Origin of the sequence: Paraburkholderia sp. A3BS-1L (assembly GCF_051125215.1) — a bacterium.
Lineage (GTDB): Bacteria > Pseudomonadota > Gammaproteobacteria > Burkholderiales > Burkholderiaceae > Paraburkholderia.
On record NZ_CP120442.1, the window covers coordinates 1,163,158 to 1,179,361 of the forward strand.

Genomic DNA, 16,204 nt, shown 5'->3' on the forward strand with positions numbered 1-16,204 from the left:
CTTTGTCTTGCAGGGTTGCTGGCGATGCGCGGGGACCGCTTGCGGACTTAGAACACGCTGCGCCGGTCGGGATCGTGAAGCGGATCGGGGGTCTTTTGTGTGAGCCGCAGAATGCCCTGGTCGTCGAAATAGAAGCTGTAGAGCATGTACCAGACGCCGTCTTCGAGGTAGCGGTAGGTCCAGGCATCGCGCTTCATCAGCGGGAAGTAGGCGGTTTCTACCGGACGGCCGAAGTTCACGAGCACATCGGTGCGCGTCCATTTGCCGATCTCGGCTTTGTAGAACTCGTTGGGTTGCAGCACCTGGCGCACGCTCTGCACCTTGCCGCTGGCGTCGATGTCGGCGGCGACGGTGGTTTCGCCCATCGGCTGGGTGGGCCACATCAGGCGCTTGCCGCCGTTGGGGAGATCGTAGACTTCGCGCGGCGGGCCGAAGCGGGCAACCACGGCCTGTGCATCGTCGCCCGCGTGAAATTGCTGCCACGGCTGCACGCAGGCGGCGAGTGCGAGCGCGCCCATGCTGGCGGCGAGCGCGCGGGACTTGGCGCGCGGCAGCCGCGCGGCGATGGCGGATGAAAAGCGCTTGAGCATGAAGTCCCCCATGGACACGTGCGCGATGGACGCCGTGCGGATTCGAAGCTGGGTTCGAACTGTCTGGAACCCTCTCTGGAACCGTTATTTTGACACGTCGGGATCGCGATGGCTTGCCGGGGTGCGCATGGGCGTCCTATGATCCGCGCTTCACATGAACAGGGTCATGGACGAAGAGGGCGGGCGCATGAAGTCATGCATCAGGACACGATGGACGCGCGCGAAGGCGGCGCTGGCGGCGACAGGGTTGGGCGTGGCGCTGGCGGCGGCTGGCGCGCATGCGGCGAGCGCACCAGCGCCTGCTGGGCAGCCGATCCAGCTTGCGCTGATCGAAGGCATGTCCGGACCGTTCGCGGACGCGGGTGCGGCCGTCGAGCGCAATCTGCGTTTCGGCGTCGAGCGCGTGAATGCGCGCGGCGGCGTCACGCTGGCCGATGGGCGTCATCCGCTCGAACTGATGGTCCTCGACAGCAAGGGCAGCACCGAGGCAGCGTTGATGCAGCTGCGTGCGGCGGCGGATCGCCATATCGGCTTCATCCTGCAGGGCAACAGCTCGGCGGTGGCGGCGGCGCTCGTCGCGGCGATCGATCGCCAGAACGCGCGCGAGCCCGATAATCGCGAGCTCTTCCTCAACTATTCGGCCGACGATCCCGCACTCACCAACGCGAATTGCAGCTTCTGGCACTTTCGCTTCGACGCGCACGCGGGCATGCGCATGGAGGCGCTCGCGGACGTGATCGCCGCCGACAAATCGGTGAGGAAGGTCTATCTGCTGAATCAGGACTACAGCTTCGGCCACGATGTGAGCACGCTCGCGCGCGCGGCGCTGGCAAAGCAGCGCCCGGACATCGCCGTGGTGGGCGACGAGTTTCATCCGATCGGCCGGGTGAAGGATTTCGCGCCTTATGTCGCGAAGATTCGCGCGGCGGGTGCGGATGCGGTCATCACCGGAAATTGGGGCAGCGATCTCACGCTGCTCGTGAAGGCCGCGCGCGAACAGGGGCTCGACACCCGGTTCTACACGTTCTACGGCAACAGTCTCGGCGCGCCGGCGGCGCTCGGCGAGGCCGGCGTCAAGCGCGTGATCGCCGTGGCCGACTGGCATCCGAACGCGGGCGGCGCGGGCTCCGACGCGTGGTATGCGGCGTTCCGGGCCCGCTATCCGGCACTGCAGGACGACTATCCGGTGCTGCGCATGAGCATGCTCGTGGAGATGCTCGCCCAGGCCATGACGAAGGCCGGCTCGGCGCAGCCGGAAGCGGTCGCGAGGGCGCTCGAGGGCATGCGCTTCGCGGGAGACGAAAGCAGCTTCCATCCGATGTGGATGCGCGCCGACGATCATCAGGTGATCCAGCCCCTTTACGTGATGCAGATGGACAAGCAGGGCGCGCCGGGCGTGCGCTACGACAACGAGGGGTCGCGATACGGCTTTCGCACGGTGCTGACGCTGCCGGCGGAACGCACGGTGCCGGCGACGGTCTGCAAGATGAAGCGTCCCTGAACCGGGCCCGCGCAGGCCGTGCTCGCGGCGAATCGGGCCTGTGCTACAATGCGCGTCTTGTCGTGATTTACGGCAAGACAGCAATAGTCACAACCACGGCACGGCCATTCTTCCGTGACCGCTTGTTTGTTTTAAAGGAAAAGCAAAATGTCCGTAGCAGATATCAAGAAGTCCGACATCGTCGCGCAATTCGCGCGTGGCACTGGTGACACGGGTTCGCCCGAAGTCCAGGTTGCCCTCCTGACGTCGCGTATCAACGAACTGACCGGCCACTTCAAGTCGCACGCGAAGGATCACCACAGCCGCCGCGGTCTGCTGCGCATGGTGAGCCGCCGCCGCAAGCTGCTCGACTACCTGAAGGGCAAGGACGCAGATCGCTACCGCGCACTGATCGAGAAGCTGGGTCTGCGCAAGTAATCGCAAGGTCTTGCCGAAAGATGCCTGTGTCAGTTCCACTGATGCAGGCATTTTGTTTTTGAACGGTCCGCTTCATGCGATGCGCGCCGGATAGCAGTACGAAGCAGCAACCATAGCGGTAAAAGCAGCAGTAAGAGCAGCAGGGCCGGGCCTCGGGGCAGAGCTTTGTGTCATTCCATCGAATCGTGCGACAACACGTCGTAGACGCGCCGCGTCATCGTCGCATCCGCGCGGTCCGCTGGAATGGCATAACACTCCTCTACCTGCGCGGTGCCGGATTCTGTCTTGCCGTGTCGCCCGCGTGTGCGGGCGATGCATAACAAATGAGTAAGGAGTGAGTGACCATGACCATGTTCAATAAAGTCGTGAAGGAATTCAAATGGGGCCAGCACAATGTGCGCCTCGAAACCGGTGAAATCGCCCGTCAGGCGAGCGGCGCCGTAATCGTCGACGTCGAAGACACCGTGGTGCTCGCGACCGTCGTTGGCGCCAAGACCGCGAAGCCGGGTCAGGACTTCTTCCCGCTCACCGTCGACTACATCGAGAAGACCTACTCGGCCGGCAAGATTCCGGGCGGCTTCTTCCGCCGCGAGGGCCGTCCGTCGGAAGGCGAGACGCTGATCTCGCGCCTGATCGACCGCCCGCTGCGCCCGCTTTTCCCGGAAGGCTTCTACAACGAAGTCCAGGTCGTGATCCACGTCCTGTCGATCAACCCGGAAATCCCGGCTGACATCCCTGCGCTGATCGGCGCGTCGGCTGCACTGGCGATCTCGGGTCTGCCGTTCAACGGTCCGGTTGGCGCCGCACGCGTTGCTTACATCAACAACGAATACGTGCTGAACCCGACGCGCGCGCAGATCAAGGACTCGCGTCTCGACCTCGTCGTGGCCGGTACCGAGCGCGCCGTGCTGATGGTGGAGTCGGAAGCCGACCAGCTGCCGGAAGACGTGATGCTCGGCGCCGTGGTGTTCGGCCACGAGCAGATGCAAACGGCCATCGACGCAATCCACGAACTGGTGCGTGATGGCGGCAAGCCCGAGTGGGACTGGCAGCCGGCGCCGAAGGACGAAGCGCTCATCGCGCGCGTCACGGCCATCGCCAACGACAATCTGCTCGCCGCATATCAACTGCGCGACAAGCAGCAACGCTCGACCAAGCTGAAGGAAGTCTACGCAGCAACGTCGGCGAAGCTCGAAGAAGAAGCGGCTGCGGCCGGCACGACGGCGGCCGACAAGGCGACGGTCGGCAACATCATTTTCGACCTCGAAGCGAAGATCGTCCGCTCGCAGATCCTCAACGGCGAGCCGCGCATCGACGGCCGTGACACGCGCACCGTGCGCCCGATCGAGATCCGCACCGGCGTGCTGCCGCGTACCCACGGTTCGGCGCTCTTCACGCGCGGTGAAACGCAGGCGCTGGTCGTCGCGACGCTCGGCACCAAGGGCGACGAGCAGATCATCGACGCGCTCGAAGGCGAGTACCGCGACCGCTTCATGCTCCACTACAACATGCCCCCGTTCGCGACCGGCGAAACGGGCCGCGTGGGTTCGCCCAAGCGCCGTGAAATCGGCCACGGGCGGCTGGCCAAGCGCGCGCTCGTCGCGTGCCTGCCGAGCGCCGAAGAGTTCGGCTACTCGATCCGCGTGGTCTCGGAAATCACCGAGTCGAACGGTTCGTCGTCGATGGCTTCGGTGTGCGGCGGCTGCCTCGCGCTGATGGACGCCGGCGTGCCGATGAAGGCGCACGTCGCCGGTATCGCGATGGGCCTGATCCTCGAAGGCAACAAATTCGCTGTGCTGACCGACATCCTCGGTGACGAAGATCACCTCGGCGACATGGACTTCAAGGTTGCGGGCACGGAAGCTGGCGTGACCGCGCTGCAGATGGACATCAAGATCCAGGGCATCACCAAGGAAATCATGCAGGTCGCCCTCGCGCAAGCGAAGGAAGGCCGTATGCACATCCTCGGCAAGATGACCTCGGCGGTGTCGGGCGTGAACACGGAACTGTCGGCCTACGCTCCGCGCATGATCACCGTCAAGATCAACCCGGAGAAGATCCGCGACGTGATCGGCAAGGGCGGTTCGGTGATCCGCGCGCTGACCGAAGAAACCGGCACGACCATCGACATTTCGGACGACGGCGTCGTGACCATCGCTTCGACCTCGAGCGAAGGCATGGCCGAAGCGAAGAAGCGCATCGAGAACATCACGGCTGAGGTGGAAGTGGGCCAGGTGTACGAAGGCGCGGTCCTCAAGCTGCTCGACTTCGGCGCGATCGTGAACCTGCTGCCGGGCAAGGATGGCCTGCTGCATATTTCCGAAATCGCCAACGAGCGCATCAAGGACATCAACGACTACCTGAAGGAAGGCCAGATCGTGAAGGTCAAGGTCATCCAGACGGACGAGAAGGGCCGCGTGCGCCTGTCCGCCAAGGCGCTGCTCAACGAAGCAGCCGCTAACGGCGCACCGCAGGGCGAGCCGCAGCAGTAAGGCGGATTGCTGAAACGGCCGGCACGCGATGAGCGCGCCGGCCGTTTTTTTATGAGAATGTGAGATTGAGGTTTACGCCCTACGGAGACGCGAGATGAAGGCAGTGGAAATTACTGAATTCGGTGCGCCGGACGTGCTCAAGCTGACCGAGCGCCCGATGCCCGAGCCGAAGGCCGGCGAGGTGCTGATCAAGGTGGGTGCGTCGGGCGTGAATCGCCCCGACGTGTTTCAGCGCAAGGGTTCGTATGCGCCGCCGCCGGGGATTTCCGATCTGCCGGGGCTCGAAGTGGCGGGCGAGATCGTCGGCGGGACGATCGACGAAAAGAGCAATCCGTTCGGCCTGAAGCTCGGCGATCGTGTGTGCGCGCTGATCGCGGGCGGCGGCTACGCCGAGTACGCGGTCGCGCCGCTCGGTCAGTGCCTGCCGGTGCCGAAGGGACTCACGGATATTGAAGCGGCGTCGTTGCCCGAGACCTATTTCACGGTGTGGAGCAACGTGTTCCAGCGCGCCTTGCTTGGCAAGGGCGAGGGCGGCGAGAACGAGACGCTGCTCGTGCAGGGCGGTTCGAGCGGGATCGGCGTTACGGCTATCCAGATTGCGCATGCACTCGGCTTTCGCGTCTTCGCGACCGCGGGGTCGGACGACAAGTGCCGGGCCTGCGAGCAGTTGGGCGCCGACCGCGCCATCAACTATCGCAACGAAGATTTCGTGGAGGTCGTTAAGGCGCTCACGAACGACCGTGGCGTCGACGTGATTCTCGACATGGTTGCGGGCGGTTACGTGTCGCGCGAGCTTTCGGCACTGGCCAATGGCGGCCGCATCGTACTGATTGCGACGCTCGGCGGCTCGAAGGCCGAGGTCAACATGGGCGAAATCTTGCGCCGCCGCCTGACGATTACGGGCTCGACACTGCGCGCCCGTTCGGTTGAATTCAAGGCGCAGATCGCCCAGGAATTGAAGGCGAATGTGTGGCCGCTGCTTGAAGAGGGGCGGATCAAGCCGGTCGTCTTCCGCGTCTTCCCGGCTGCGCGGGCGGCCGAGGCCCACGCGCTGATGGAGAGCAGCGAACACATCGGCAAGATCATGCTCGATTGGGGGCAGTCGACCTGATGGCGCGGCTATGAACCCGCGCGGGCTCGCTGTATGGGGCAACGGCGGGTTCATGCTTTGATTTTTCGGCATTTTTTTGATGCTTTTTTCGCGGGTCCGGAGCAGGCCGGTTTGACCCGCCTCGATTGCACGCAGTAAAATTCTGTGTTTTGCGTCCGCTTTTAACAGCAACCGGAACAATGACGAATCAACGATCGAACCTCGTAGTCGGTAACTGGAAGATGCATGGTCGCCTCGCGGCCAATGCGGCATTGCTCGAAGGCGTCGTGCAGGGCGTGCAGTCGCTGCACGCCGGGGTGCGCGTCGGCGTGTGCGTGCCGTTTCCCTATCTCGCGCAGGCTCAGGCTTTGCTCGGCGGCAGCCGCGTAGTCTGGGGCGCGCAGGACGTGTCCGCGCACGAGCAGGGCGCCTGGACGGGCGAAGTCGCAGCGGGCATGGTTGCCGAATTCGAGGCAGGGTTCGCGATCGTCGGTCACTCGGAGCGTCGTGCGTATCACGGCGAAAGCTCCGAACTCGTTGCGCAGAAGACGCAGCGCGCGCTTGCGGCCGGCCTCACGCCGATCGTCTGCGTGGGCGAGACGCTGGAGCAGCGTGAAGGCGGTACGACCGAGCAAGTGGTCGGCGCGCAGCTGGACGCAGTGCTGGCGGTGCTGTCGGTCGAAGAGGCGGCGCGCATCGTCGTAGCCTATGAGCCGGTCTGGGCCATTGGCACGGGCAAGAGCGCGACTGCGGAACAGGCGCAGCAGGTACATGCGTTCCTGCGTGCGCGGCTTGCCGCGAAGGGCGCGCAGGTGGCGGACGTGCCGCTGCTGTACGGCGGCAGCGTGAAGCCGGAGAATGCGGCGGAGTTGTTCCGTCAGGCCGATATCGATGGTGGCCTGATCGGCGGCGCTGCGCTGAAGGCTGGAGATTTCCTCGCGATTTGCGCGGCCGCTGGGGCGGGCGCAAGCGTCGCGGGATAAGAGTAAGGCTTGGGCACGTCGCCTCCCGCGAGGCTCGTGCCGGCCGCACATGCGCATGCCTCCGGGGAGGCTGTGCTCAACAAGGACTCAGGTGAGTGTGATGCTGTATTTGAAAACGTTGATTATCGTCGTCCAGATTCTGTCGGCGCTCGGGGTGATCGGCCTCGTTCTGCTGCAGCACGGCAAGGGCGCCGACATGGGCGCCGCGTTCGGCAGCGGTGCTTCGGGTAGCCTGTTTGGCGCGACCGGCGCCGCGAACTTTCTGTCGCGCACAACGGCGATTCTTGCAACGGTCTTTTTTGTCTCGACGCTTGCATTAACTTACTTGGGGTCTTATCATTCGAAGCCTTCGGCAGGCTTGCTGGGCGCTACGGCGCCGGCTCCCGTCGCGGCTTCGGCGCCGGTTGCTGCATCTGTTCCTGCGGTTTCCGCGGCTAGCGCTCCGGCGGCAGCGCCGGCCGCCGCCAGCAACGACGTACCGAAATAATTCTGAAAAACTTGTTTTTGTGCATTGAACAAAGAGCGGGAACAAGTTAGAATTTAAGTCTTGAAGCGATTCGCGGGTTGCATGAAATTGTTGTCCCGGATTGCATGTAGTGCCGACGTGGTGAAATTGGTAGACACGCTATCTTGAGGGGGTAGTGGCGAAAGCTGTGCGAGTTCGAGTCTCGCCGTCGGCACCAATGTTATCTAAAAAATGCCAGCCGCTTGCTTCAGCTTCGGCTGGCATTTTTGTTTTATACGTCGTGTTCGTTTCGTTCGTAGCGCGAAGTACGTAAAGTGATTCCCGCAGCGCGACTTGAAGTTCCTGCGGAACCTCAGAACCAACCGAAAGAGGATAGCCTTGAATCTCGCTACCTATTACCCCGTCCTGTTATTCCTTCTCGTAGGTCTTGGTCTGGGCGTGGCGTTGGTTAGCATCGGCAAGATCCTCGGTCCCAACCGGCCCGACAGCGAAAAAATTTCACCGTACGAGTGCGGCTTCGAAGCGTTCGAAGACGCGCGCATGAAGTTCGATGTACGGTATTACCTCGTGGCCATTCTCTTCATCATCTTTGACCTCGAAACGGCGTTCCTGTTTCCGTGGGGTGTTGCCCTGCGCGATATCGGCTGGCCGGGCTTCCTGTCGATGATGCTGTTTCTGCTCGAATTCCTGCTGGGCTTTGCCTACATCTGGAAGAAGGGCGGTCTCGACTGGGAATAAGAGGTTAATCGCCGGATAGCATGGGTGGCGCTGCGGACACGCCGCAGGCCGTCCGTCTGGAGTGGAAAGCACATGAGTATCGAAGGGGTCTTGAAGGAAGGGTTTGTCACCACGACGGCTGACAAGCTGATCAACTGGACGCGCACCGGCTCGCTGTGGCCGATGACGTTCGGTCTTGCGTGTTGCGCGGTCGAGATGATGCACGCGGGCGCGGCCCGTTACGACCTCGACCGCTTCGGCGTGGTGTTTCGCCCGAGCCCGCGTCAGTCAGACGTGATGATCGTTGCCGGCACGCTGTGCAACAAAATGGCGCCCGCGTTGCGCAAGGTCTACGATCAGATGGCCGAGCCGCGCTGGGTGATTTCGATGGGGTCGTGCGCAAACGGCGGCGGCTACTACCACTATTCGTATTCGGTCGTGCGCGGGTGTGATCGCATCGTGCCGGTCGACGTCTACGTGCCGGGTTGTCCCCCGACAGCGGAAGCCCTCGTGTACGGGATCATCCAGTTGCAGGCGAAGATCCGTCGTACCAGCACCATCGCCCGTCAATAAAGGCCAAGCGCCTCCCCCATAATATGGCAAGCAAACTCGAGACCCTGAAAGCGAACCTCGAAGCGGCCCTCGGTGCGCGCGTCGTCAGTCTCACCGAAGCGCTCGGCGAATTGACCTTGGTCATAAGCTCTGCAGATTACCTCAGCGTGGCGAAGGAGCTCCGCGACAATCCGTCGCTTCGCTTCGAGCAGTTGATTGACCTGTGTGGCGTCGACTATCAGACATACGGCGATGGCGCTTGGGAAGGCCAGCGCTTCGCGGCCGTGTCGCATCTGCTCTCCATCACGAATAACTGGCGTCTGCGCCTGCGCGTGTTCGCGCCGGATGACGACGTGCCCATCGTGTCCTCGCTTGTCGACATCTGGAGTTCGGCCAACTGGTACGAGCGCGAGGCGTTCGACCTGTTCGGCATCGTCTTCGAAGGTCACCCCGACTTGCGCCGCATCCTGACCGACTACGGTTTCATCGGCCACCCGTTCCGTAAAGACTTCCCGATCTCGGGCTACGTCGAAATGCGTTACGACCCGGAGCAGAAGCGCGTGGTTTACCAGCCGGTCACGATCGAGCCGCGCGAAATCACGCCGCGCGTGATCCGCGAGGATCGCTACGGTGGTCTGAGGAAACACTAAGAGGGTCGCATGTCAGAGATCAAGAACTACACGCTCAACTTCGGCCCGCAGCACCCGGCAGCGCACGGCGTGCTGCGCCTCGTGCTCGAGCTCGACGGCGAAGTGATCCAGCGCGCCGATCCGCACATCGGCCTGCTGCACCGTGCGACGGAAAAGCTCGCAGAAAACAAGACCTTCATTCAGTCGGTCCCGTACATGGACCGTCTCGACTACGTGTCGATGATGGTCAACGAGCACGGCTATGTGCTTGCCATCGAGAAACTGCTCGGCATCGAGGTGCCGATTCGCGCGAAGTACATTCGCGTGCTGTTCGACGAAATCACGCGCGTGCTCAACCACCTGATGTGGATCGGCTCGCACGGGCTCGACGTGGGCGCGATGGCGGTGTTCCTCTACGCGTTCCGCGAGCGCGAAGACCTGATGGATGTCTACGAGGCGGTCTCGGGCGCGCGCATGCACGCGGCTTACTATCGTCCGGGCGGTGTGTACCGCGATCTGCCCGACGCGATGCCGCAGTACAAGGCTTCGAAGATCCACAACGAGAAGGCGCTCGCGCGCATGAACGAGGCGCGCCAGGGCTCGGTGCTGGACTTCATCGACGACTTCTTCACGCGCTTCCCCGCTTGCGTCGACGAGTATGAAACGCTCCTCACCGACAACCGCATCTGGAAGCAGCGTCTCGTGGGCATCGGCGTGGTGACGCCGGAGCGCGCGATGCAACTGGGCCTGACCGGCGCGATGCTGCGCGGCTCGGGCATCGAGTGGGATCTGCGCAAGAAGCAGCCTTACGAGGTTTATGACCAGCTCGACTTCGACATCCCCGTGGGTGTGAACGGCGACTGCTACGACCGCTACCTCGTTCGCGTCGAGGAAATGCGTCAATCGACTCGCATCGCGAAACAGTGCATTGAGTGGCTGCGCAAGAATCCTGGCCCAGTGATGGTCGACAATCACAAGGTTGCGCCGCCGTCGCGCGTCAACATGAAGTCGAACATGGAAGAGCTGATTCACCACTTCAAGCTCTTCACCGAAGGTTTCCACGTGCCCGAAGGCGAGGCCTACGCAGCCGTGGAGCATCCAAAGGGCGAATTCGGCATCTACCTGGTGTCGGATGGCGCCAACAAGCCGTATCGTCTGAAGATCCGCGCACCGGGCTATGCCCATCTGTCCGCGCTGGATGAGATGGCGCGCGGTCACATGATTGCCGACGCGGTCACGATCATCGGCACGCAGGACATCGTGTTCGGTGAAATTGACCGCTAAGCAGCAAACTGCCGGTGCGTCCTGGCAAGAGGGCGCATGGCGAAATACCGGGAACGCCACGTCTGTCGCAGCGAGCAGGTACGCTTCACGCGCGACGGGAGTTTGTGTGGCGGGAATTGCAACGGTAGGAAATGAAAGAGTCGTGTCTGAAAATGATCTCAGCTGAAGGCCTGAAAGAAATCGATCGCGCGTTGACGAAGTACCCCGCCGATCAGAAACAGTCTGCCGTGATGGCGGCGTTGGCCGTTGCTCAGGAAGAGCATCGCTGGCTGTCGCCCGAAATCATGCAGTTCGTGGCCGATTATCTTGGCATGCCGCCTGTCGCGGTCCAGGAAGTCGCCACCTTCTACACGATGTTCGAGACGAAGCCTGTCGGCAAGCACAAGATCACGCTCTGCACGAACCTGCCGTGCCAGCTCGGCCCGGATGGCGGTGCGGAAAGCACGGCTGAATATCTGAAGCAGAAGCTCGGAATCGACTTCGGCGAAACCACGCCCGACGGCAAGTTCACCTTGAAGGAAGGTGAGTGCATGGGCGCGTGCGGCGACGCACCGGTGCTGCTGGTGAACAACCACCGCATGTGCAGCTTCATGAGCCGCGAGAAGATCGACCAGCTGCTCGAGGAGCTTTCGAAATGACTTCGTTGCACGATCGTCACATTCAACCTCTGATTCTCGCGGGCCTGAACGGCGAGAACTGGCATCTCGAAGACTATGTCGCGCGTGGCGGCTACAAGCAGTTGCGCCGCATCCTCGAAGAAAAGATTCCGCCCGAGCAGGTCATCGCCGACGTCAAGGCCAGCGGCCTGCGCGGTCGTGGTGGTGCGGGCTTCCCGACGGGCCTGAAGTGGAGCTTCATGCCGCGTCAGTTCCCGGGGCAGAAGTATCTCGTCTGCAATTCGGACGAAGGCGAGCCGGGCACGTTCAAGGATCGCGACATCCTGCGCTGGAATCCGCATTCCGTGATCGAAGGCATGGCCATCGGCGCGTACGCGATGGGTATCACTGTAGGCTACAACTACATCCACGGCGAAATCTTCGAGGTCTATCGCCGCTTCGAGGCCGCGCTTGAAGAGGCGCGCCAGGCTGGCTACCTCGGCGACAACATTCTCGGCACGGACTTCTCGTTCCAGCTGCACGCGCACCACGGTTATGGCGCGTACATCTGCGGCGAAGAAACCGCGCTGCTCGAGTCGCTCGAAGGCAAGAAGGGCCAGCCGCGCTTCAAGCCGCCGTTCCCGGCGAGCTTCGGCGTGTACGGCAAGCCCACCACGATCAACAATACCGAGACGTTCGCCGCGGTGCCGTTCCTGCTGACCGTTGGTCCGCAGACGTACATGGAGATTGGCAAGCCGAACAACGGCGGCACCAAGATTTTCTCCATCTCGGGCGACGTGGAGCGTCCGGGCAACTACGAGGTTCCGCTTGGCACGCCGTTCGCGAAGCTCATGGAACTCGCCGGCGGCGTGCGCGGCGGCAAGAAGCTCAAGGCCGTGATTCCGGGTGGCTCGTCGGCGCCGGTCATTCCGGGCGACTTGATGATGCAGACGGACCTGGACTATGACTCCATTGCCAAGCAGGGCTCGATGCTCGGCTCGGGCGCGGTCATCGTCATGGACGAAACGCGCTGCATGGTGCGCTCGCTGCTGCGTCTGTCGTACTTCTACTATGAAGAGTCGTGCGGCCAATGCACGCCGTGCCGAGAGGGTACCGGCTGGCTCTATCGCGTCGTGAATCGCATCGAGCATGGCCAGGGCCGCCAGGAAGACCTGGACCTGCTGAACTCGGTGGCGGGCAACATCATGGGCCGGACGATCTGCGCACTCGGCGATGCAGCGGCCATGCCGGTGCGCGGCATGCTCAAGCACTATTGGGACGAATTCGAATATCACGTGCACAACAAGCGTTGCCTGGTCGGCGGACATGCCGGCTCGCACGCGGCCTCGCAAACTGTGGCTGCATAAGGCGGCTTAAAGGCAAAGGCGTGTTGGGCGCGAACCGCGTGGCGGAACGCAACGGCGATGTGACGGGGCATGCCGCTGGGTAATTGAGCGGTAACAGGTTAGGGACGATTAACCATCATGGTTGAACTTGAAATAGACGGCAAGAAGGTGCAGGTGCCCGAAGGCAGCATGGTGATCCAGGCTGCGCAACGGGTCGACACGTACATTCCGCACTTCTGCTATCACAAGAAGCTCTCCATCGCGGCCAACTGCCGGATGTGTCTCGTTGATGTCGAGAAGATGCCGAAGGCCGTGCCCGCGTGCGCGACGCCGGTGTCGCAAGGCATGGTCGTGCGCACGACGTCCGACAAGGCCGTGCAGGGTCAGCAAGCCGTGATGGAATTCCTGTTGATCAACCACCCGCTCGACTGCCCGATCTGCGATCAGGGCGGCGAATGCCAGTTGCAGGATCTGGCGGTTGGCTATGGCAAGTCGGCCTCGCGCTATAGCGAGGAAAAGCGCGTCGTGTTCCACAAGAACGTTGGCCCGCTCATCTCGATGGAAGAGATGACGCGCTGCATTCACTGCACGCGCTGCGTGCGCTTCGGCGACGAAATTGCCGGTGTGATGGAACTCGGCATGCTCGGCCGCAGCATGCACTCGGAAATCAGCACTTTCGTCGGCAAGACGGTGGACTCGGAACTCTCGGGCAACATGATCGACCTGTGCCCGGTCGGCGCGCTCACGAGCAAGCCGTTCCGCTTCTCCGCGCGTACATGGGAACTGTCGCGCCGCAAGTCGGTGAGCCCGCACGATTCGACGGGCGCGAACCTCGTCGTGCAGGTGAAGAACAACCGCGTGATGCGCGTGCTGCCGTTCGAGAACGAAGCCATCAACGAGTGCTGGATCTCGGACAAGGACCGCTTCTCGTATGAAGGGCTGAACGCCGAGGATCGCCTCACGCATCCGATGATCAAGCAGGGTGGCCAGTGGGTCGAGACCGACTGGCAAACTGCGCTCGAATACGTGGTGAAGGGTATCAAGGGCATCAGCGACGAGCACGGCGAGAACCAGCTCGCTCTGCTCGCGAGCCCGCACAGCACGGCCGAAGAACTCTATCTCGCGAAGCAGTTCGCGGACGCGATCGGTACGCCGAACGTCGACTTCCGGCTGCGCCAGAGCGACTTCTCGGCGCCGCTCGCGGGCGCGCCGTGGCTCGGCACCAGGATTGCGGATCTGTCGTATGCCGACTCGGCGTTCGTGATCGGCTCGTTCCTGCGGCGCGACCACGCACTGTTCGCCGCGCGTCTGCGCCAGGCCGCGAAGGGCGGCGCAAGCGTGGCATTCCTGCAGGCATCGGCCGACGGCTCGCTGATCCCGAACGCGCAGCGTATCGTCGCCGCGCCTTCGGCATGGCTTGACGAACTGGCTGCGATTGCCGCGGCGGCTGCGGAGGCGAAGGGTGTTGCGCTGCCTGAAGGCTTCGCCGGCGCGCAGGCGAACGACGCCGCAAAGCACGTGGCCGCCTCGCTCGCGAGCGGTGAGCGCCGCTTCGTGCTGCTCGGCAACGCTGCCGTCCAGCATCCGGAATTCGCGCGGCTGCATGCGGCTGCGCAGTTCATTGCCGAAACGACGGGTGCGACGCTCGGTTTCCTCACCGAAGCTGCGAATACGGTCGGCGCGCACCTCGTGGGCGCCTTGCCGGGAAGCAACGGCCTGAACGCTCGCGAAGTGTTCGAGCAGCCGCGCAAGGGTTACTTGCTGTTCAACGTCGAACCCGAGTTCGATACGGCCAACCCGGCTGCCGCGCGCGCCGCGCTTGCGCAGGCCGAGATGGTCGCTGTGTTCTCGCCGTTCAAGACCGGCCTCGACTACGCCGACGTGCTGCTGCCCATCTCGCCGTTCACGGAGACCTCGGGCACGTTCGTCAACGCGGAGGGCACGGTCCAGTCGTTCAACGGCGTCGTGCGTCCGCTCGGCGACACGCGGCCGGCCTGGAAGGTCCTGCGCGTGCTCGGCACGCTGCTCGGCGCGCAGGGCTTCGAGTACGAAACATCGGAAGACGTGCGCCGCAAGGCGCTCGGCGACGGCGACATCACTGCGCGCCTGTCGAACAAAGCCACGGCCCAGGTGACTCGAGGCAGCCTTGCGAAGGCAGCCGTTGGCCGCTTCCAGCGCATCTCCGACGTGCCTATTTACCGCGCCGATCAACTCGTGCGTCGCGGCGAGGCGCTGCAGCTCACAATGGCGGCACGCGTGGCGAACACCATCGGCTTGCCGGCCGCGCTCTTCGACCAGCTCGGCCTGAAAGAGGGTGACGCCGTGCGCGTGCGCCAGGGCGAGCTCTCGGTGACCGCGCCCGCGACGCGCGATGCGAATCTTGCGCCGACGGCGGTGCGCGTGTCGGCAGCAACGCCGGCCGCCGCGCAGCTCGGCAGCCTGTTCGGTGAACTGCTGGTGGAGAAGGCGTAAATGAGCTTGTTCGATACGATCAATGCAGGCGGCAGCCAGCTGCTCGGCGTGGCATGGCCCACCGTCTGGGCGCTGGTGCGCATTCTCGTCGTCGCGGTGGTGATCCTGCTGTGCGTGGCGTACCTGATCCTGTGGGAGCGCAAGCTGATCGGCTGGATGCACGTGCGTCTCGGCCCGAACCGCGTGGGTCCCGGCGGCATGTTGCAGCCGATCGCCGACGTGCTGAAGCTGCTGCTCAAGGAAGTCATTCAGCCTGCGCAGGCGAGCCGCTGGATCTATATGGTCGCCCCGATCATGGTGGTGGTGCCGGCCTTCGCGGTCTGGGCGGTGATTCCGTTCCAGGCGGGCGCGGTGCTCGGCGACATCAACGCGGGTTTGCTCTACGTGATGGCGATTTCGTCGTTCGGCGTCTACGGCGTGATTCTCGCGGGCTGGGCCTCGAACTCGAAGTATGCGTTCCTTGGCGCGATGCGCGCCGCGGCGCAGATGGTCTCGTATGAAATCGCGATGGGCTTCGCGCTGGTCGTGGTGCTGATGGTGTCGGGCAGCCTGAACCTCTCGGACATCGTTCGCGGCCAAATGCAAGGCATGTTCGCGAGCCACGGCGTCACGTTCCTCTCGTGGAACTGGCTGCCGCTGCTGCCGATGTTCGTCGTCTACTTCATCTCGGGCCTCGCCGAAACGAACCGCCATCCGTTCGACGTGGTGGAAGGGGAGTCGGAAATCGTCGCCGGCCACATGATCGAGTACTCGGGGATGGGCTTTGCGCTCTTCTTCCTCGCTGAGTACATCAACATGATCGTGATCTCGGCGCTTACGTCCGTACTGTTCCTCGGCGGCTGGAGCGCACCGTTCGCGTTCCTCGATTTCATTCCGGGCGTCTTTTGGCTGGTGCTGAAGACTTTCTTCTTCCTGTCGGTGTTCATCTGGGCGCGCGCGACGTTCCCGCGCTATCGCTATGACCAGATCATGCGTCTTGGCTGGAAGGTGTTTATTCCGGTGTGCGTCGTGTGGCTGATCGTGATCGGCTTCTGGTATATGTCGCCGCTGAGCATCTGGAAATAAGGGG

General features: G+C 63.1%; 15 protein-coding genes and 1 tRNA gene. 15 read left to right on the forward strand and 1 reads right to left on the reverse strand.

Annotated elements, in window-relative coordinates; genetic code table 11:
* Positions 1-47 precede the first annotated feature (47 nt).
* A complete protein-coding gene (locus tag P5W99_RS05235) occupies positions 48-518 on the reverse strand; it encodes a hypothetical protein (RefSeq protein ID WP_421045037.1) in 471 nt (156 codons plus the stop codon).
* A gap of 259 nt (positions 519-777) precedes the next feature.
* Between P5W99_RS05235 and P5W99_RS05240 the strand changes: the two genes are divergently transcribed.
* The 15 genes from P5W99_RS05240 (at position 778) to nuoH (ending at position 16,200) form a co-directional block, all read left to right on the forward strand.
* Complete coding sequence (locus P5W99_RS05240) at positions 778-2,091, forward strand: branched-chain amino acid ABC transporter substrate-binding protein (RefSeq protein ID WP_434662454.1); 1,314 nt, start codon at positions 778-780, stop codon at positions 2,089-2,091.
* Between the two features lie 147 nt (positions 2,092-2,238).
* Entirely contained in the window at positions 2,239-2,508 is a 270-nt protein-coding gene (gene rpsO, locus P5W99_RS05245; RefSeq protein WP_027795476.1) for a 30S ribosomal protein S15, read from the forward strand.
* Between the two features lie 344 nt (positions 2,509-2,852).
* A complete protein-coding gene (gene pnp, locus P5W99_RS05250; protein WP_421023552.1) occupies positions 2,853-5,000 on the forward strand; it encodes a polyribonucleotide nucleotidyltransferase in 2,148 nt (715 codons plus the stop codon).
* A gap of 94 nt (positions 5,001-5,094) precedes the next feature.
* Positions 5,095-6,111 (forward strand): NAD(P)H-quinone oxidoreductase, encoded by a 1,017-nt coding sequence (locus tag P5W99_RS05255; protein ID WP_421023553.1) that lies wholly within the window; start codon positions 5,095-5,097, stop codon positions 6,109-6,111.
* 179 nt (positions 6,112-6,290) lie between these two features.
* Complete coding sequence (gene tpiA, locus P5W99_RS05260) at positions 6,291-7,073, forward strand: triose-phosphate isomerase (protein WP_421079221.1); 783 nt, start codon at positions 6,291-6,293, stop codon at positions 7,071-7,073.
* Positions 7,074-7,173: 100 nt separating this feature from the next.
* Positions 7,174-7,560, forward strand: a complete 387-nt coding sequence (gene secG, locus P5W99_RS05265; RefSeq protein ID WP_434662457.1) for a preprotein translocase subunit SecG — start codon at positions 7,174-7,176, stop codon at positions 7,558-7,560.
* Positions 7,561-7,671: 111 nt separating this feature from the next.
* Positions 7,672-7,756 (forward strand) — tRNA-Leu (locus tag P5W99_RS05270).
* Between the two features lie 161 nt (positions 7,757-7,917).
* Positions 7,918-8,277, forward strand: a complete 360-nt coding sequence (gene ndhC, locus P5W99_RS05275; protein ID WP_421044087.1) for an NADH-quinone oxidoreductase subunit A — start codon at positions 7,918-7,920, stop codon at positions 8,275-8,277.
* Positions 8,278-8,349: 72 nt separating this feature from the next.
* Complete coding sequence (locus P5W99_RS05280) at positions 8,350-8,829, forward strand: NuoB/complex I 20 kDa subunit family protein (protein WP_035534401.1); 480 nt, start codon at positions 8,350-8,352, stop codon at positions 8,827-8,829.
* 23 nt (positions 8,830-8,852) lie between these two features.
* Positions 8,853-9,458, forward strand: a complete 606-nt coding sequence (locus P5W99_RS05285; protein WP_421023556.1) for an NADH-quinone oxidoreductase subunit C — start codon at positions 8,853-8,855, stop codon at positions 9,456-9,458.
* A gap of 9 nt (positions 9,459-9,467) precedes the next feature.
* A complete protein-coding gene (locus tag P5W99_RS05290) occupies positions 9,468-10,721 on the forward strand; it encodes an NADH-quinone oxidoreductase subunit D (RefSeq protein ID WP_421023557.1) in 1,254 nt (417 codons plus the stop codon).
* A 152-nt stretch (positions 10,722-10,873) separates the two neighbouring features.
* Entirely contained in the window at positions 10,874-11,359 is a 486-nt protein-coding gene (gene nuoE / locus P5W99_RS05295; protein ID WP_421079222.1) for an NADH-quinone oxidoreductase subunit NuoE, read from the forward strand.
* Positions 11,356-12,684, forward strand: coding sequence for an NADH-quinone oxidoreductase subunit NuoF (gene nuoF, locus P5W99_RS05300; protein WP_421023559.1), 1,329 nt, complete (start codon positions 11,356-11,358; stop codon positions 12,682-12,684). Before nuoE ends, nuoF begins: the two co-directional genes overlap by 4 nt.
* Positions 12,685-12,801: 117 nt before the next feature.
* Entirely contained in the window at positions 12,802-15,135 is a 2,334-nt protein-coding gene (nuoG, locus tag P5W99_RS05305) for an NADH-quinone oxidoreductase subunit NuoG (protein ID WP_421079223.1), read from the forward strand.
* Positions 15,136-16,200, forward strand: coding sequence for an NADH-quinone oxidoreductase subunit NuoH (gene nuoH, locus P5W99_RS05310; RefSeq protein ID WP_035534409.1), 1,065 nt, complete (start codon positions 15,136-15,138; stop codon positions 16,198-16,200).
* The last annotated feature ends 4 nt before the right edge of the window (positions 16,201-16,204 follow it).